General features: G+C 65.8%; 13 protein-coding genes. 9 read left to right on the forward strand and 4 right to left on the reverse strand.

All coding sequences use genetic code 11. The features are described from left to right. Positions 1-140 precede the first annotated feature (140 nt). From ACOJCM_RS09020 to ACOJCM_RS09030, 3 genes are all read left to right on the forward strand, one after another. On the forward strand, positions 141-599 hold the full coding sequence (locus tag ACOJCM_RS09020; RefSeq protein WP_445211725.1) for a LexA family protein: 459 nt from the start codon (positions 141-143) through the stop codon (positions 597-599). Further along, positions 596-1,873: a Y-family DNA polymerase gene (locus ACOJCM_RS09025; RefSeq protein WP_445211726.1), complete on the forward strand. Its 1,278-nt coding sequence runs from the start codon at positions 596-598 to the stop codon at positions 1,871-1,873. The genes ACOJCM_RS09020 and ACOJCM_RS09025 overlap by 4 nt, the downstream gene beginning before the upstream one ends. A 117-nt stretch (positions 1,874-1,990) precedes the next feature. Further along, on the forward strand, positions 1,991-2,863 hold the full coding sequence (locus ACOJCM_RS09030; RefSeq protein WP_445211727.1) for a bifunctional nuclease domain-containing protein: 873 nt from the start codon (positions 1,991-1,993) through the stop codon (positions 2,861-2,863). Between the two features lie 56 nt (positions 2,864-2,919). Here ACOJCM_RS09030 and ACOJCM_RS09035 read toward each other — a convergent pair whose 3' ends face one another. Then, positions 2,920-4,683: a methyl-accepting chemotaxis protein gene (locus ACOJCM_RS09035; protein WP_445211728.1), complete on the reverse strand. Its 1,764-nt coding sequence runs from the start codon at positions 4,681-4,683 to the stop codon at positions 2,920-2,922. 139 nt (positions 4,684-4,822) lie between these two features. Next, positions 4,823-5,644, reverse strand: coding sequence for an acyl-CoA thioesterase (locus ACOJCM_RS09040; RefSeq protein ID WP_445211729.1), 822 nt, complete (start codon positions 5,642-5,644; stop codon positions 4,823-4,825). A 62-nt stretch (positions 5,645-5,706) separates the two neighbouring features. On the opposite strand from ACOJCM_RS09040, the gene tadA reads away from it, so the two are divergent. Next, positions 5,707-6,204 (forward strand): tRNA adenosine(34) deaminase TadA, encoded by a 498-nt coding sequence (gene tadA, locus ACOJCM_RS09045; protein ID WP_445211730.1) that lies wholly within the window; start codon positions 5,707-5,709, stop codon positions 6,202-6,204. Here the strand turns inward: tadA and mltF are convergent. Then, positions 6,201-7,667, reverse strand: a complete 1,467-nt coding sequence (gene mltF, locus ACOJCM_RS09050; protein ID WP_445211731.1) for a membrane-bound lytic murein transglycosylase MltF — start codon at positions 7,665-7,667, stop codon at positions 6,201-6,203. The genes tadA and mltF overlap by 4 nt on opposite strands. Positions 7,668-7,820: 153 nt before the next feature. On the opposite strand from mltF, the gene purL reads away from it, so the two are divergent. Next, complete coding sequence (purL, locus tag ACOJCM_RS09055; protein ID WP_445211732.1) at positions 7,821-11,768, forward strand: phosphoribosylformylglycinamidine synthase; 3,948 nt, start codon at positions 7,821-7,823, stop codon at positions 11,766-11,768. Between the two features lie 107 nt (positions 11,769-11,875). On the opposite strand, the gene ACOJCM_RS09060 is transcribed toward purL, so the two are convergent. Beyond that, on the reverse strand, positions 11,876-12,367 hold the full coding sequence (locus tag ACOJCM_RS09060) for a hypothetical protein (protein ID WP_445211733.1): 492 nt from the start codon (positions 12,365-12,367) through the stop codon (positions 11,876-11,878). Positions 12,368-12,846: 479 nt separating this feature from the next. Between ACOJCM_RS09060 and ACOJCM_RS09065 the strand changes: the two genes are divergently transcribed. From ACOJCM_RS09065 to rluB, 4 genes are all read left to right on the forward strand, one after another. Beyond that, positions 12,847-14,616: a DEAD/DEAH box helicase gene (locus ACOJCM_RS09065; protein ID WP_445211734.1), complete on the forward strand. Its 1,770-nt coding sequence runs from the start codon at positions 12,847-12,849 to the stop codon at positions 14,614-14,616. Positions 14,617-14,696: 80 nt separating this feature from the next. Further along, the gene (locus tag ACOJCM_RS09070; RefSeq protein WP_445211735.1) at positions 14,697-15,656 is read left to right on the forward strand and encodes a segregation and condensation protein A; all 960 of its coding nucleotides are present in this window, start codon (positions 14,697-14,699) and stop codon (positions 15,654-15,656) included. Beyond that, on the forward strand, positions 15,653-16,516 hold the full coding sequence (scpB, locus tag ACOJCM_RS09075; RefSeq protein ID WP_445211736.1) for an SMC-Scp complex subunit ScpB: 864 nt from the start codon (positions 15,653-15,655) through the stop codon (positions 16,514-16,516). The genes ACOJCM_RS09070 and scpB overlap by 4 nt, the downstream gene beginning before the upstream one ends. Next, positions 16,513-17,370, forward strand: coding sequence for a 23S rRNA pseudouridine(2605) synthase RluB (gene rluB / locus ACOJCM_RS09080; protein ID WP_445211737.1), 858 nt, complete (start codon positions 16,513-16,515; stop codon positions 17,368-17,370). The genes scpB and rluB overlap by 4 nt, the downstream gene beginning before the upstream one ends. The last annotated feature ends 21 nt before the right edge of the window (positions 17,371-17,391 follow it).

A 17,391-nucleotide genomic window follows, 5' to 3' on the forward strand; every position in this document is an offset into this window, starting at 1 on the left:
TCTCCGTCCTGGAAAGCGTCAGTCTCAGCGTGGAAGGCGCAGCGGCTTCCTTCAACTGGTGTCGTCGATCCGCGTACCGGTTGCCTCCGGCGAGCAACTGTCGAATACTGTATTTTATTACAGGTATTTCTGGAGGCCCCATGTCCGTCACCCCTTTTCCTTCGCTGCGCATGCTCGGCAGAGCCGGTCTATGGCCCGCAGAGCGGACCCAGCCCCTTTTAGGCTGCCGGGTGCGGGCCGGTTTCCCCAGCCCGGCTGACGATCACCTGGATGGCGTTCTCAACTTGCACGAGCATGTGGTGCGTCGGCCGGCCTCCACCTACTTCGTGCGCGCCGAAGGAGATTCGATGCAGGGCGATGGTATCCATCATGGCGACCTGCTGGTGGTGGATCGCAGCCTGGAACCGCTCCCGGGGCGGATTGTGGTGATCGCCGTGGACGGCGAACTCACCGTCAAGCGGCTCTCGCACGAACGGGGACGCACCTTGCTGCTGGCCAGCAACCCGCACTTTGCACCGATTCCGCTGGAGGGGCGGGATTGCCATGTGTGGGGCGTGGTGACCCACGTGATCCATGCCCTGCCGGGGGCGCCGGCATGATTGCCCTGGTCGACGGCGACAGCTTCTACGTCAGCTGCGAAAGGGCTTTCGATCCCCGCCTGGAGGGGCTGCCGGTGGGGGTGCTCTCCAATAACGACGGCTGCGTGGTGGCGCGCTCCCGGGAACTCAAGACGCTGGGGGTGGCCATGGGGGCACCCCTGCACCAGTTGCCCCCGGCCATTCGCCGCCAGGCCGTGCTGCTCTCCAGCAATTATGCCCTCTACGGAGATGTCTCGCGCCGAGTGAATCAGGTGCTCGCCGAGTTCTCTCCCGTCGTGGAACTCTACTCCATCGACGAGAGCTTCGTGCACTTTACCGGCTTCGAACCGGAAGCGCTGGAGGCCCACTGCCATCGGCTGCGGCAAACGGTGCGTCGCTGGACCGGCATCCCTGCCGGTGTGGGAGTGGCCCCCACCCGGGTATTGGCCAAGCTGGCCAATCGCCTGACCAAGCAGGAGCCCGCCTACGAAGGCGTTTGTCGACTCGACGCCGACAGTGCCGTGACCCGTCGGGTGCTGGAGCAGCTGCCGGTCACGGACCTCTGGGGGGGGGCCCGGCGCACGGGCGAGCGACTCGCGCTGATGGGCATCGAGACCGCCTGGCAGCTGCGCCAGGCCGATCCCAAGGAGATTCGCCTCGCCTTCTCGGTGGTGCTCGAACGCATCGTCTGGGAGCTGCGCGGTCACTCGGCCATCGAGCTCGAGGACATCGCCCAACCGCGAAAGCGCATCCTCGTGTCGCGCTCCTTCGGGCGGCTGAGCGGCGAGTTGACCGACTTGCAGGCCGCCACTCGCCAGCACGCCGCCAGGGCCGCCGAGAAACTTCGCCGTCAGGGCAGCCTGGCACGTGCAGTGCTGGTGTTTCTACGCACCAACCCGCACCGGCTTCAAGATGCCCAGTATGCCAACAGCCACGTCGTGTCGCTGCCTGAGCCCAGCAGCGATACATCGACCCTGATCGCCGCGGCGCGCCAGGCGCTGACGGCGGTCTTTCTCGAAGGGCACCGCTACCAGAAATGCGATGTGATGCTGCTGGACCTGGTGGATGCCGAGCGTTGCCAGCTTTCCTTGCTGGATGCGCCTGCCGATGGGGGGAGACGCGATCGCAGTCGCCGGCTGATGGCCACCCTCGACCGTCTCAACCGCGAGATGGGGCGAGATACCGTGCGCTTCGGCCTGCCGCATAAGGACAATGCCTGGGCGTTGCGCTGCCAACGCCGCACCCAGCGCTACACCACCTGCTGGGATGAATTGGTGAAGGTCAAGGCAGGCTAGGGCCCCACTACCGAGTGCGAGCGCCGGCTAACCGGCCGTTGCCGGTGCGAAATGGCAGCCCTGACCCGTGGATGTCATGCTGAAGGTTCACTACCTGGACGCAGAGGGAGGGGGGCCATGCCTATTTCATTGAGCTGGCACTGCCAGCTATGGCGGTTGTTCAGTGCCGTGCTGTTGGTCGTTTCGATGGAGGCGGGTGCGCGTGAGCTCGCTGCCGAAGCCGACGACATGGTCGAGGTGGAAGTCGCCACGCTGGGACTGGCCGGACCCGTAGGGCCGCCGGTGGTATTGCTGCGCGAGCCGGGCGCACGCGAGGTGATCCCGATCTTCATCGGTGCCAACGAAGCCGGCGCCATCTTGAGGGCGCTTTCCGGCGAGCGCGCGGCGCGGCCGATGACGCATGATCTGCTGAGCGATGTGCTTGGCGAAATCGAGGCCACCCTGGAGCGGGTTTATGTCGATGCCATCGTCAACGATGCCTTTTTTGGCATGTTGGAATTGAGCCTCCCGGGGCGCGACGAGCCTCTGCGTATCGACAGCCGGCCCAGCGACGCCATCGCGCTGGCCATCCATGCGGGAGCGAGCATTCTCGTGGCACCCAAGGTGCTGGAGGCAGCCCGGAACATCGAGTACGAAGGATTGGATGATCAGGTCGTGGTGGCGCTGGGTATCACCGTCGCGCCGGTAACCGATGATCTGCGCGAGGCGCTGGACCTGCCCGATCGCCCCGGGGTGCTGGTGAATGACGTGCACGGACCGGCCGCCGAGGCCGGGCTGCGGCCCGGTGCGCTGCTGCTCGAAGTGAATGGCGAAACACCCGAAACGCCCCTGCAGTACCTTGAGCTGGTGCGTGACACGGCGGTGGATGAGGATGTCAGGCTGCGCTATTGGCAGGATGGCGCGGAGCAGGAGCTTCAAGTCACCACCGACGTGCCGCCGCGACAGCCCATGCCGAAGCTGCAGGAGGACGTGCCCGGCATACGCAGTTGAGAAATGCTACGTCGCGGTCAGCCCTCCCGGGCTGACCGCTTGTTGTATGAGGAGGCTCAGAAGGTTTCCCACTCCTCCTCGGCGGCACGGGCCTTGCGTGGCTTGGGGTCCACGGCGGGCTTGGGCAGGGCGGCAGGGCGTGCGCTTGCGGTGCTGCGTGGCGTCTGCGAACGGGCAGGCCGGGCGTGGCCATCCTCGCCGAGCACGAACGTATTGATCATGTTGCTGAGGTGTTGGGCGTGACGACGCATCTCGTCGGCCGCGGTGGAGGTCTGCTGCACCATGGCGGCGTTTTGCTGGGTCATGGTATCCATCTCGGCCACGGCGACATTGATCTGGCCGATGCCGGCGTTCTGCTCGCGGGCGCCGGCGCTGATCTCGGCAATCACGTCGCTGACCCGCGCCACGCTGGAGACGATCTCCTGCATGGTGGCGCCGGCACGCTGAACGATCTCGCTGCCGTCGCGGGCGTGGGCGACGGAGGTGTTGATCAGGGCGCGGATTTCCTTCGCAGCCTCGCCGGAGCGGCTGGCCAGGGTGCGCACTTCCTGGGCTACCACGGCGAAACCGCGGCCGTGCTCGCCGGCACGAGCCGCCTCGACCGAGGCGTTGAGCGCCAGGATGTTGGTCTGGAAGGCGATGCCGTCGATCAGGCCGACGATCTCAGCGATACGACTGGAGGAGGCGTCGATGTCGGCCATGGTGCGCTCGACCCGCTGCATGGCCGCTTCCCCTTCGCGTGCCACCTGGGAGGTAGAGACGACCAGCTGGTTGGCCTGCTCCGCCGATTCCGCGCTGTGGTTCACCGTGGCGGTGATCTCCTCCATCGAGGCCGAAGTTTCCTGCAGGTTGGCTGCGGCCTGCTCGGTGCGGGTGGCCAGCTCGTCGCTGCCCTGGGCGATTTCCTCGGCAGCCTGGTTGACGCTGGCGGTGCTGCGGCGAACGTCGAGCAGGGTCTCCTGCATACGCGAGACAAAGGCATTGAACTGGGTGGCCAGCTCGCCGATCTCGTCGCGGCTCTCTACCGTCAGGCGGCGGGTCAGGTCGCCCTCGCCCTTGGCGATGTCGCGCATGGCGTCGGCGGTGCGGCGAATCGGACGCACGGTGCGGCGTACCAGCCAGGTCGACACGATCGCCACACCGATGAAGAGCCCCAGCCCCAACAATGCCGCCGTCAGGATGGAGCGGCGCAGCTCGGCGGCTGCCTGGGTCTCGGCTTCGGCCATGGCGGCGTCGATCTCGGTGGCATAGACGCCGGCGCCGATCATCCAGCCCAGTTCGGGCACGTTGGCCGCGTAGGAGTACTTGGGCTCGATGGTCCCGGAGCCGGGATGCTCCCACGGGTATTCATAGAAATCGCCGCCCCGCTGCGCTGCGTCGATCAGATCGCGGAGGATGTAGGAGCCATCCGGGGCCTGCAGGTCCCACATGTTGGTGCCTTCGCGCTCGGGCATCGGCGCGGTGACCATGTTGAGCCCGTCGTACCGGTAGGCGAAGACGTAGTTGCCGCCCTCGAACTTGATGGCGCGCAGGATCTCGGCGGCTCGCTCACGCCGCTCGGCGTCGCTGAGGCCCGACGCCTGCAGCACGGGCTCGATGGCGGTGTGGGCGCTGTCGACCACGTCGCGCACGCCGGTCTTGCGGGTGTCGATGAGCAGTTGACGTTGCTGCTCCAGGTTGGCCCGGCTGTCCTGGATGCGGGTATAGGCATCGATGACCACCAGGCAGAGCGTGGTGATCAGCAGGGGCAGCAGGACCAGGAGAAGGAGACGAGCCTGAAGGCTCAGAGAGAATGAGGCTTTGGGAGCCGATGCTTTCATAGCGAAACCTCGGGAGGAAGTAAGTTTGCTTAGCAGATGCAAGCACTCACTAACTTCGGCCGATTTCCTGCTTCCTTGAGGCTCCCGAGGGCTTCGCTGACTAAGACATTAGCCGCATGCCAGTTGGCATGCGGCTGTCTCAGGGGGCGTCGCGCAGCCGGGTCAGACCCTCCTGGGCGGTGGAGGCGACCAGCCGACCGCTGCGATCATAGATGCTGCCGCGGGCGAAACCGCGGGCGCCGCCGGCCCAGGGGCTGTCCATGTCGTAGAGCAGCCAGTCGTTGACCTTCACGTCGTGGTGGAACCACAGCGCGTGGTCGAGACTGGCGATCTGCAGCCTGGGATCGCGAAAGTTGATGCCATGCGGCACCAGCGCGGTCGTCAAGAGATTGAAGTCGGAGCTGTAGGCCAGCAGGTAGCGATGCAGCGCAGGATCGTCGGGCATATCGCCGGTAAGGCGGAACCACAGCCGCTTGCGTGAGGGCTGGCCCGGTTCGGCTTCGTCGCCCAAGTGCAGGAACTCGATGGGATGGCCGGGAAAGCGCTCCAGCCGTGCACTCGGATCCTCGGCCAGCGCATCGGGCTGGGCGATCTCCGGCATCGCCATCTGGTGGGCCATGCTCGCTTCGCGGCCGTGAAAGGAGGCGCTGCAGAAGAAGATGGGGCGTCCCTTCTGGATGGCGGTGACGCGCCGGGTGGTAAAGCTGCCGCCGTCGCGTACGGCGTCGACCTGATAGACTACCGGGCGGTGGGGGTCGCCGGGGCGCAGGAAGTAGCCGTGCAGCGAATGCGCCTGGCGGCTGGGGTCAACGGTGTGGGTGGCAGCCGAGAGTGCCTGGCCGAGAACCTGGCCGCCGAACAGCTGCGGCAGGCCGAGATCCTGGCTACGGCCGCGGAACAGGTTCTCCTCGATCTCTTCCAGGCCGAGCAGGTTGACGAGCTCTGTCAGGGCGTCGGTCATGAGGCTTCCTCAGGGCGTGTCATACGATTGTTTAAGGCATCAGCATAACGGAGTCCAGGCCGATGCGCAGTGACGAATTCTACATGCACCGAGCACTGGATCAGGCCCGTGAGGGATTGGCCGCCGGCGAAGTGCCGGTGGGGGCCGTGGTGGTGGATGCAAGCGGCGAGATTGTCGGTGCCGGCTACAACGCACCGATCTCGGGGCACGATCCCAGCGGCCATGCCGAGATCCGCGCGCTGCGTACTGCCGCGCAGCAGCTGGGCAATTACCGCCTGGAAGGCTGTACCCTCTTCGTCACGCTGGAGCCCTGCATGATGTGCGCCGGGGCCATCATCCACGCCCGCATCGCCCGGCTGGTCTATGGGGCCGCCGAGCCACGTACGGGAATGGTGGAGTCGAAGGCCAACCTGTTTGCCCAGCCCTGGCACAATCATCGCGTCTCGGTGGAGGGCGGGTTGCTCGCCGCGCGTGCCTCCCGGCTGCTCAAGGGCTTCTTCGAGGCCCGGCGTGAGTCCTGCACTGCCCCTTCAGGCACCTGCGATCCACGCCTCTTCTAGAGTCGCGGTGAAATGATGTCGAACGGCGGCCGGCCATCGTCCTCTTCGGCGGGGGCTTCGCTGAGCTGCAGGTACTGCTGCTGGGAGCGATCGACGTAACTCAGGATTTCATAGTAGCGGCGTACGTTGCGGACGTAGATGACCGGCTCGCTGCCCCGAGCATAGCCGTGGCGAGTCTTGCTGTGCCACTCCTTCTCTTGCAGCAGTGGCAAGGCCTCGCGCACATCCGCCCAGCTGTCGGGATCGCCGCCGAGCTCTTCGGCGATCAGACGTGCGTCATACAAGTGGCCGAGCCCCACGTTGTAGGCGGCCATGGCCATGTAGAGCCGGTCGTCGCCCTGGATCGACCCGGGCAGGCGGTCCATGATCTGGCGAAGGTAGCGCGCCCCGCCATCGACGCTCTGAGCCGGATCGAGACGGTCGCTCACGCCCATCTCCGTCGCGGTGGGCTGGGTCAGCATCATCATCCCGCGCACGCCGGTGGGCGAGGTTGCCTCGGGATCCCAGTGCGACTCCTGATAGGCCAGCGCCGCCAGCAGCTTCCAGTCGAAGCCGGTGTTGCGTGCTGCCTCGCGAAACAGTTCGGCATACGTGGATAAGTGTTCGTTGAGTTGCGCAATGAAGACCCGCGCGCCGACATACTCGAGATAGTCGTCATGGCCGAAGTGATGGGCCACCAGCTCGTCGAGTTGGCCTTCCTGCAGCAAATCGGCGAGGAATCGATTGGCCTCCTGCTGCAGGGCCAGTCCACCGCGGGCAGGAAAGGCCCAGGCCATGGAGAGTGGCTTGCCCAGCCGGAAGCCTCGCTCGACGCCAGGGAAGAAAATGCGGTTGATGCGGAACTGATGCTCGAAGACCACGGCCGCGTCGAGGCTGCCGCTCTCCACGCGGCTGAGCAGCTCGGCGACTTCCATATCTGGCGATTCTTGCCAGCTCAGCGCCGGATACTCAGCCTGCAGCTCGCGAAGGACGCGATCGGTACCCGAGCCGCGAATGGTGCCGATGGCGAGACTGACGAGATCCTCGGGAGCATCGACCGGCGGCAGGCCGCGACGATAGACCAGCAGCGGTTGCAGGTCGAGGATCGGGCGGCTATAGATGAGATCTGACTGGGTCAGGTCCAGTGGCAGGGCGGCGGCGGCCAGGTCGCCTTCCTCAAGCACCGCGTCCAGTGCGCTTTGGATATGGTGACGGGAGTCAAGTGTCAGGCTCACGTCCAGATACTCGGCGAAGCGACGCATCAGCTCATACTCGAACCCGGTCGGGCCATGGCGCCCTTCATAATAGGTGGTGGGCGTGTTGCGCGTGTGGATGCTGATGAAGTCGCGCTCAAGTACCGCTTCCAGCAGACCGCTTTCCGGCGTGAAATGGCGATAGGGAAACAGGCACAGGGTAATGCCCAGCAGCAACAGGGCGGCCAGGCGCAAGCGGCTCAGCAGGAAACGACGATCGGGCTCGGGCATTCAGGCGACGGGTGGCGATGAGAGCTTCACGATAACGGCACGAGGCACACCTGTCATCCGTTGCATTTCGTCCCGCCCCCGCTTTCCAGTATCATGGCGCCTTTCTTCGCCGCCGTGCGGCCCTTCCTCCGCTTGCTTCAGAGGCTTCAAGACATGCTCGAACTTCGAGGCGCGCCTGCCCTTTCCGCTTTCCGTCACGACAAGCTGCTGGCTTCTCTGCGCGCACGGGTTCCCGAGGTCGAGTCCCTGCACGCCGAGTACGTGCACTTCGTGGATCACGACGACGAATTTACCGAAGAAGAGCGGAACCTTCTCAGTCAGCTTCTCGACTACGGCATCCGCAGCGCTAGCGACGATTCACAGGGCGGGGAGCATGCCGAAGGCCAGCTGTTCCTGGTGGTACCGCGCATCGGCACCCAGTCGCCCTGGTCGTCCAAGGCCACCGACATCGCACATAACTGCGGCCTGCGTCGGGTGCATCGAATCGAGCGAGGCCTCGCCTACCGTGTCGTGCTCAGCGCACCCATGTCCGAAGCGGCCTTCGTGGCGATGGTCGAGACCCTGCACGACCGCATGACCGAAACCGTGCTGACCGATGCGTCCGACGCCGCACAGCTATTCGCTCACCACGAGCCGGCACCGTTGGGGCAGGTGAACGTACTGGAAGGTGGGCGGGCGGCCCTTGAACAGGCCAACATCGCTCTGGGCCTGGCGCTGGCCGAGGACGAAATCGATTACCTTGGCGATGCGTTCCGCGAGCTGCAGCGCAACCCCACCGACGTCGAATTGATGATGTTCGCCCAGGCCAATTCCGAGCACTGCCGGCACAAGATCTTCAACGCCGACTGGCTGATCGACGGCGAGGCCCAGAGCCACTCGCTGTTCAAGATGATCAAGAACACCTACCAGGCCTCGCCCGACGACATCCTCTCGGCCTACAGCGACAACGCCGCGGTGATCCGGGGCAGCGAAGCGGGGCGCTTCTTCGCCGCACCGCTGACCGGCAAGGCGGCTGAGCGAGCGGTGTATGGCACGCATCGCGAGCCGATCCATATCCTGATGAAGGTGGAGACCCACAACCATCCCACGGCCATCGCACCCTATCCCGGAGCGGCCACCGGCGCCGGTGGCGAGATCCGCGATGAAGGGGCGACGGGGATCGGCGGCAAGCCCAAGGCGGGCCTCACCGGCTTCGCCGTCTCCAACCTGCGCATTCCGGAATTCGTGCAGCCCTGGGAGGCCTTCGAGTACGGCAAGCCTGAGCGCATGCAATCGGCCCTCGACATCATGCTCGAGGGGCCGATCGGCGGGGCATCGTTCAACAACGAGTTCGGCCGCCCCAACCTGGCGGGCTATTTTCGCACCTACGAGCAGGACGTGCTCGGAGCCGGCGGCATCGAGCGGCGTGGCTACCACAAGCCGATCATGATCGCCGGCGGCTACGGCAACATTCGTGACGGGCACGTCAAGAAGGGCGAGATCCCGGTCGGCGGCAAGCTGATCGTGATGGGCGGGCCGGCCATGCTGATCGGCCTGGGCGGCGGCGCGGCCTCGTCGATGGCCTCCGGCGCCTCCAGCGCCGACCTCGACTTCGCTTCGGTGCAGCGCGAGAACCCTGAAATGGAACGCCGTGCCCAAGAGGTGATCGACCGCTGCTGGGCGCTGGGCGAGGCTAACCCCATCCGCTTCTTTCATGACGTGGGCGCCGGCGGGCTCTCCAATGCCCTGCCTGAGCTGGTCAAGGACGGCGGCCGCGGCGGCCGCTTCGAATTACGCGCGGTACCCAACGCCGAACCCGGCATGAGCCCGTTGGAGATCTGGTGCAACGAGGCTCAGGAGCGCTATGTGCTGGCCGTGGCGCCGGAGGATCTCGCTACCTTCGATGCGCTGTGCGCCCGCGAGCGCTGCCCCTACGCCGTGGTGGGCGAGGCGACCGAGGCGCATCATCTGGAGGTGCGCGACGGCCACTTCGAGAGCAAGCCGGTCGACCTCCCGATGAGCGTGCTGTTCGGCAAGCCGCCGAAGATGCAGCGTGAATTCGAGCGCAAGAACCTGGAACTTCCCGGCGTAATGCTCGACAACCTCGACCTGCGCGAAGCCATGGAGCGTGTGCTGCGCCTGCCCACGGTGGCCTCCAAGAGTTTCCTGATTACCATCGGCGACCGTTCCATCACCGGCATGGTGGCCCGCGACCAGATGGTCGGCCCTTGGCAGGTGCCGGTGGCCGATGTCGCGGTCACTACCGCGAGCTACGACACCCTTGCCGGCGAGGCCGTGGCCATGGGCGAGCGCCCCCCGGTGGCGCTGATCGATCCGGCCGCCAGCGCTCGCCTGGCGGTAGCCGAGACCGTCACCAACCTGGCCGCGGCACCCATCGCCAAGCTCGGTGACATCAAGCTCTCCGCCAATTGGATGAGCGCCGCCGACCACGCGGGCGAGAGCCAGGCGCTATTCGACGCCGTCCACGCGGTGGGCATGGAGCTTTGTCCGCAGCTCGGCATTGCCATACCGGTGGGCAAGGACTCCATGTCGATGCGCACGGCCTGGCAGGTCGGCGACGGCGAGGAGGCAGAGGAGAAGAGCGTCACCGCGCCGCTCACGCTGGCAGTGACCGGTTTCGCTCCGGTCACCGATGCCATGAAGACCCTGACGCCGCAGATCAACCTGGAGCAGGATGAGAGCGATCTGATCCTGATCGACCTGGGGGGCGGCAGGAATCGCCTGGGTGGCTCGGCCCTGGCGCAGGTCTACGGCCAGCTTGGCAACGAATGTCCCGACCTCGATGACCCGGAAGATCTCAAGGCGTTCTTCGCCGTGATCCAGGGGCTCAATGCCGACGGCAAGCTGTTGGCCTACCACGACCGCAGCGACGGCGGCCTGCTGGTCACGCTGCTGGAAATGGCCTTCGCCGCGCATGCCGGCCTCGAGATCAAGCTCGATTGGCTGATCGACGAGCCGACCCAGGCGGTGGATGCGCTATTCGCCGAAGAGCTCGGCGCGGTGATCCAGGTCAATCGCCACTATACCGAGGAGGTGCTGACCCAGTTTGCTGCCGCCGGCATCGAGACCTGCGGTGTCATCGCTCGGCCGCGTTACGACGACCAGGTGCGCGTGACGCTGTTTGAGGAGCCGCTGCTCGAGACCACCCGGTTGCTGGCCCAGCGTACCTGGACGGAAACCAGCTATCGCATGCAGGCGCTGCGCGACAACCCCGACTGCGCCAAGAGCGAGTTCGACGGCTTGCTGGACGGCCGCGACCCTGGGCTCTCGGCCAGTCCGAGCTTCGACGTGAACGAGGACATCGCCGCGCCGTTCGTCAATACGGCACGGCCGGCGGTGGCCATCCTGCGGGAACAGGGCGTCAACGGCCAACTGGAGATGGCCTGGGCATTCGATCATGCCGGCTTCGAGTCGGTGGACGTCCACATGAGCGATATCCTCGAAGGGTGCGTCGATCTCGCCAACTTCAAGGGGCTGGTGGCCTGCGGTGGCTTTTCCTACGGTGACGTGCTGGGGGCCGGCGGTGGCTGGGCCAAGTCGGTGCTGTTCAATCCGCGTGCCCGGGAGCAGTTCGCGGCCTTCTTCGCGCGCGACGACAGTTTCGGCCTTGGCGTGTGCAACGGCTGCCAGATGTTCGCTCAGCTCAAGGAGTTGATTCCCGGTGCCGAGAATTGGCCGCGTTTCGTGCGCAACGAATCCGAGCAGTTCGAGGCCCGGGTGGCCATGGTCCAGGTGGAGGAGAGTCCCTCGATCCTGCTCGCCGGCATGCAAGGCTCACGGCTACCGATCGCTGTGGCCCACGGTGAAGGGCGCGCCGAGTTCCGCGACAGTGCCCACCTGCGCAGCATGCAGGGCAATGCCCAGGTGGCCCTGCGCTACATCGACAACTACGGGCAGGTCACCACGCACTACCCGGCCAATCCCAACGGTTCGCCTTCCGGCATCACCGGGCTGACCACCCCGGATGGGCGCGTCACCATCATGATGCCCCATCCGGAGCGGGTGGTACGGGCCGTAAGCAACTCCTGGCGTCCGGCGGACTGGACCCGCGATGGAGCCTGGATGCGGCTGTTCCGCAATGCTCGGGCATGGCTGGGCTGAGTCACTGTCCGGCAATGAGAGAGGCGGCCTGCCGGCCGCCTCCTCGTTTTGATGCTGTTCGGGCTCGTCCCTGCCGTCGTAACTCCGGTTTCATGAGCGCAGCAGGTTCAGGCACGCTGTTCCCTCTGTCCCATGTCGTGGCGTGAGGCAAGAAATCCCTTCAGCACGACATGCTCCGCCTGCTTCTGCTTGATGATTGCCGTCAGGGCGGGATATAGGGCCTGAGCGCTGCTGGCTTCACGCAGATGCTTGTGGAAGTGCAGCGAGTATTCGGCGTCGTTCACCGCCTGTTGCAGGGTATCGAGGGCCAGCAACGGCGTATCGATGAAGAAGGGCGAATGCAGGGCATTTCGTAGCGGTTGGTTTGCAGATTCCGATCGACCCAGTTGCTGCGAAAGGCGGCGCAGCTCCTCGACACGCATCTCGCACTGTATGCCCAGCGAGGCCATGAGCCGGCTCACGGCGGTATCGAAGGGCAGGAAACTGAAGGCAAGTCGTCGGTACCGCGTGACCTCGGCGCGTTCGTGCGCCTCGGCGAGTGTCAACAGCTCATCCAGCACCAGGGCCAGCCTGGAGATCGTTGTTGTTTTTTCTGGCATGGCAGTGTCCTCTTGTCGGAGGCCGGGCATCGGCCGCATCCTCGCATGAAGCGATGTTGATGATGCCCGGAGAATGCCCCCGGTTTGCATGAACTTCATCAGGTATCGCGACGTTTAAGTCTGATGAGTCAGTGATTCCATTCTTCGGCATGACGAAAGCCACACTTCCCGTTGCCTGCAGCGGGCTTCGTCTGACACGGCACGGCACTGAATTTTTACTATAGACGAATTGACGGTGAAATCAGCGAAGCAAAATGAAACGAATTTTTACCCGGGACTGTCGCGCCAGGCTGCCGCGCGGCATCGCATGGGGCAGCAGGGCATGACACTTGCCTTTCAGCTTCATATCGCGAGGCCGCCCCGCACAGGCGCACGGCGAATTTCCACGAGTGAAGCCTGACGGTGAGCGCGAGTCCGGTTAACATGACGGGCCTTGTCGCTTGCCTATGGTCGCCATGAGCCCTGACGCTGTTTCTGTCATGCCTGCATCCACGGCTCCTGCGCTGCGACCCTACCAGCAGGAGGCCGTGCGCCGCGTGGTAGCGCACTTTCGCGCCAGCGACGAGCCGGCAGTGGTGGTGCTGCCCACCGGCAGCGGCAAGTCGCTGGTGATCGCCGAGCTGGCACGCCTGGCCCGTGGGAGGGTGTTGGTACTGGCCCATGTGCGCGAACTGGTGGAGCAGAACCACGCCAAGTACCTGGCCTATGGCCTCGAAGCCGACATCTTCAGCGCCGGGCTGGGGCGCAAGGAGAGTGCACGCCAAGTGGTCTTCGGCTCGGTGCAGTCGGTAGTGCGCAACGTCGACCGCTTCGACGACAGCCGATTCTCGCTGTTGGTCATCGACGAATGCCATCGGGTCTCGCCGGACGAGGACGCCAGCTACCGTCGCGTGATCGAACGCCTGCATCGAGCCAATCCCCGGCTGAAGGTGCTGGGGCTGACCGCCACGCCCTACCGCCTGGGGCAGGGCTTCATCTACCACCGCCATCACCACGGCATGGTGCGCGGCGAGGACGATTGCTTCTTTCGCGACTGCGTGTTCGAGCAGCCGCTGCGGCTGATGGTCAAGCAGGGCTACCTGGCCGAGCCAAGGCGCGTGGATGCGGCGGTGGCGCGCTACGACTTCTCATTGCTTCAGCCGGCTTCGAGCGGGCTGTTTCGCGAGGAGGAGCTCAACCGGGTCGTCGCGGGCAGCCGCGCCACGCCGGGCATCGTTGCCGAGATCGTCGAGCGCGCCCGTCACCGCCAGGGCGTGATGCTGTTCGCCGCCACGGTGGCCCATGCCGAGGAGGTACTGGGCTACCTGCCTGCCGCCGAGGCGGCATTGATCACCGGCGAGACGCCGTCGCGCGAACGCGAGCGGATCATCGCCGCCTTCAAGGCGCGCGAACTCAAGTACCTGGTCAACGTGGCGGTGCTCACCACCGGCTTCGATGCGCCCCACGTCGACCTGATCGCGATCCTGAGGCCTACCGAGTCGGTGAGCCTCTTCCAGCAGATCGTCGGCCGTGGCCTGCGCCTCGCTCCGGGCAAGCGCGACTGCCTGATCCTCGACTACGCCGGCAATCCGTGGGATCTCTACGCGCCCGAGGTGGGCAACCCGCGCCCGGCATCGGACAGCGAACCGGTGCAGGTCGAATGCCCCGCCTGCGGCCACGCCAACCTGTTCTGGGGGCGCAAGGAGGGCGAGATCGTCATCGAACACTTCGGTCGGCGCTGCCAGGGGCTGGTCGAGGGCGCATCGGGCAAGCGCAGCCAGTGCGAGTTTCGTTTCCGCTTCAAGACCTGCGGCGAGTGCGGCGCCGAAAACGACATCGCCGCACGGCGCTGCCACGGCTGCGAGACCCTGCTGGTCGATGCCGACGACAAGCTCAAGGAAGCATTGCGACTGAAGGACGCCCGCGTGCTGCGTGTCGCCGGCATGCAGCTCGAGGCCGCCGTCAACGGACGCGGCCTGCCGCGGCTCAAGGTCGTCTATCACGACGAGGACGGTGCCACGTTGGCGGAATGGTTCGCCCTGGAAACGTCGGCCCAGCGCGCCGCCTTTGCCGCCGTGTTCCTGTGCGACCACCTGCGCGCCCCGGGGATGCGCTGGCAGCCCACGAGCCCCGACGAGGTCGTCGCCGAGCGTCGGCGTCTGCGCCATCCCGATTTCGTGGTGGGACGCAAGGTAGGGCGTCACTGGCAGGTACGCGAGAAGCTGTTCGACTATACGGGGCGTTATCGCAAGGCCGAAGCGGCGGAATAGCCGCTTCGACGCTGTCTCTCGTACCACCATCTTGCTAGACTGGCGCGTTGATCGAGACTTTCCCGAGAGGCCAGCCCCGCGTGAGCGAGACGCCCCCCATGGCCGATGCCGAGCCGCCGGTCGCGAGCGACGCCGAGACCCAGTCGGCGGTGTTGGCACGGCTGTTCGACGAGCCGATCACGGAACTCCCCGAGGATCTCTACATACCCCCGGAGGCGCTCAGGATATTCCTCGAGGCATTCGAGGGGCCTCTCGATCTGCTGCTTTATCTGATCCGCCGTCAGAACCTCGACATTCTGGCCATCGACGTGGCCGCCATCACCCGCCAGTACATCGAGTACGTGGAATTGATGAAGGCGATGGAGATCGAGCTGGCCGGCGAGTACCTGCTGATGGCGGCCATGCTGGCCGAGATCAAGTCGCGTACCCTGCTGCCGCGCCCGCCGAGGGAGGGCAGTGACGACGAGGAAGAGGACCCGCGGGCGGAGCTGATTCGTCGCCTGCAGGAGTACGAACAGCTCAAGAGTGCCGCCGAGGCGCTGGCCGAGCTGCCACGGGTGGGGCGCGACTGGTTTCCGGCACGGGCGGCGCTGCCGCCGCTGCAGGCGCGAGTGATCCACCCCGATGTGGAACTCGATGAACTGCTCGGCGCACTGGCCGGCATCCTGCGTCGCGCCGAGCTCAACCAGGCTCACCAGGTGGGGCGCGAGGTGCTCTCGACCCGCGAACGCATGCTGGCGATCATGGAGCGGCTCGGCCACGAGCACTTCACGCCGTTCGAGGCACTGTTTACCCTTGAGGAGGGACGCGCCGGCGTTATCGTCACGTTCATGGCGATACTCGAACTGGCCAAGGAAGCAATGATCGAGATTGTGCAGAACGCGCCGCTGTCGCCGATTCATGTGCGTGCCCGTGCCCCGCGTGAAGCGGCCGGCGAGGAGGCCTTCGAGGATGAGGGTGCCGACGTCGAGAGCCCCTTTGCCGAAGAGCCCCTGGCCGAAGAGGAGAAGCGCATGACCCCGGGGAGTGACAGTGCATGACCGCCATGGAGCTGCCCGATAGCCTCGACGAAATCCTCGAGGCGGCGCTGCTGGCAGCGGCCGAGCCACTGTCGCTGGAGCGTCTCGAGGCTCTGTTCGATGACCACGAGCGGCCCCCGCGGCGCCGCCTGCGCGAGGCGCTGGAGCGAGTGGGGGCGCGTCACGAGCGCGGCGCCATGGAACTGATCGAGACCGCCTCGGGCTATCAGTTGCGCATTCGTCCCCGCCTTTCACCATGGGTCTCGCGGCTCTGGGACGAGCGGCCGCAGCGCTACTCGCGGGCCCTGTTGGAGACGTTGGCGCTGATCGCCTATCGTCAGCCGGTGACACGCGGCGATATCGAGGAGGTGCGCGGCGTGGCGGTGAGCAGCTCGATCATGCGGACCCTGGCCGAACGCGGCTGGATTCGTGTGGTCGGACACCGTGACGTGCCGGGGCGCCCCGCGGTCTATGCCACCACGCGACAGTTCCTCGACGACTTTGGTCTGAAGACATTGGACGAGCTGCCGCCCATGCATGAGCTCAAGGGCATGGCGGAGCCGGTCTTCGAGGACGAGACCCCGCCGCCGCCCAGCCCCTTGCTGGCACAGGCCGACGGGGACACGCCGGGCGATGCGGAGGAAGCCGGCGACGAGGATGGGCTCGAAGCCGAGCCAGGGCAGGAAAACGGGCATGCCGAGCATGCCGAAGCGGCGGCCGGGACGGCCGACGCACCACACGCCGGGAAGGCGTCCGACAGGCCAGGGCTGAGCTTCGCTGATCTCGAGGCCCGCCTGGCCGAACGTGCCCGCACCAGCGTCGACGATGACGGCGGAGCGGGGGCGGAATCCACCGAAGACGAGAAGTCAGACGACACATGACTAGCAACACCGAAAAACTGCAGAAGGTCCTGGCCCGCGCCGGACTGGGTTCGCGCCGCGAGATGGAGGCGGCCATCGAGGCCGGCCGCGTCAAGGTCAACGGCAAGGTCGCCACGCTTGGCGACCGCATCGAGATGCGCGACCGCGTCGCCTTCGATGACCGTCCGGTAACGCTGCGAGGCGCCGAGGAGACGCCGCGGCGGGTGATCATGTACAACAAGCCGGAAGGCGAGCTGTGCACGCGCAAGGACCCGGAAGGGCGGCGTACCGTGTTCGATCGTTTGCCGCGCCTCAAGGGTGAGCGCTGGATCGCGATCGGCCGTCTGGACATCAATACCAGCGGCCTGTTGCTCTTCACCACCGACGGCGAGCTGGCCAACCGCCTGATGCATCCCTCAACCCAGATCGAGCGCGAATACGCCGTGCGCGTGATGGGCGAGGTGCGCAAGGAGCATGTGGTGGCGATGGTCGAGGGCGTGATGCTCGAAGATGGCCCGGCCCGCTTCACCGACGTGCAGGAGTTCGGCGGTGAGGGGATCAATACCTGGTTCCATGTGGTGATCATGGAGGGGCGTAACCGCGAGGTGCGTCGCCTGTGGGAATCCCAGGGGCTCACGGTGAGCCGCCTCAAGCGTGTGCGCTACGGCAACATCTTCCTCGACAAGCGGGCCAAGGCGGGGGAGTGGGTGGAACTGTCGCAGGACGAGATCGACGATCTGGCGCTCTCTGCCGGCCTGGCACCGCGCAAGGTGCCTGAGCTCACACCGGACGAGAAGAACCGCTGGAGCCGCGACAAGAACAAGCGGCGCCCGGTGCAGGCGATGCGCAAGCCTAAGAATTCCAAGGGGCGTTGAGAACCCAGGATAAGCCTAAGG

The sequence above is a fragment of the Billgrantia hypersalina genome (assembly GCF_052584175.1).

Coding starts and splice junctions, on each gene's coding strand:
- ACOJCM_RS09065 (WP_445211734.1), top strand. CDS start 12,847: ATGCCTGCATCCACGGCTCCTGCGCTGCGACCCTACCAGCAGGAGGCC.
- ACOJCM_RS09030 (WP_445211727.1), top strand. CDS start 1,991: ATGCCTATTTCATTGAGCTGGCACTGCCAGCTATGGCGGTTGTTCAGT.
- purL (WP_445211732.1), top strand. CDS start 7,821: ATGCTCGAACTTCGAGGCGCGCCTGCCCTTTCCGCTTTCCGTCACGAC.
- mltF (WP_445211731.1), bottom strand. CDS start 7,667: ATGCCCGAGCCCGATCGTCGTTTCCTGCTGAGCCGCTTGCGCCTGGCC.
- ACOJCM_RS09035 (WP_445211728.1), bottom strand. CDS start 4,683: ATGAAAGCATCGGCTCCCAAAGCCTCATTCTCTCTGAGCCTTCAGGCT.
- ACOJCM_RS09040 (WP_445211729.1), bottom strand. CDS start 5,644: ATGACCGACGCCCTGACAGAGCTCGTCAACCTGCTCGGCCTGGAAGAG.
- ACOJCM_RS09025 (WP_445211726.1), top strand. CDS start 596: ATGATTGCCCTGGTCGACGGCGACAGCTTCTACGTCAGCTGCGAAAGG.
- scpB (WP_445211736.1), top strand. CDS start 15,653: ATGACCGCCATGGAGCTGCCCGATAGCCTCGACGAAATCCTCGAGGCG.
- ACOJCM_RS09020 (WP_445211725.1), top strand. CDS start 141: ATGTCCGTCACCCCTTTTCCTTCGCTGCGCATGCTCGGCAGAGCCGGT.
- rluB (WP_445211737.1), top strand. CDS start 16,513: ATGACTAGCAACACCGAAAAACTGCAGAAGGTCCTGGCCCGCGCCGGA.
- tadA (WP_445211730.1), top strand. CDS start 5,707: ATGCGCAGTGACGAATTCTACATGCACCGAGCACTGGATCAGGCCCGT.
- ACOJCM_RS09060 (WP_445211733.1), bottom strand. CDS start 12,367: ATGCCAGAAAAAACAACAACGATCTCCAGGCTGGCCCTGGTGCTGGAT.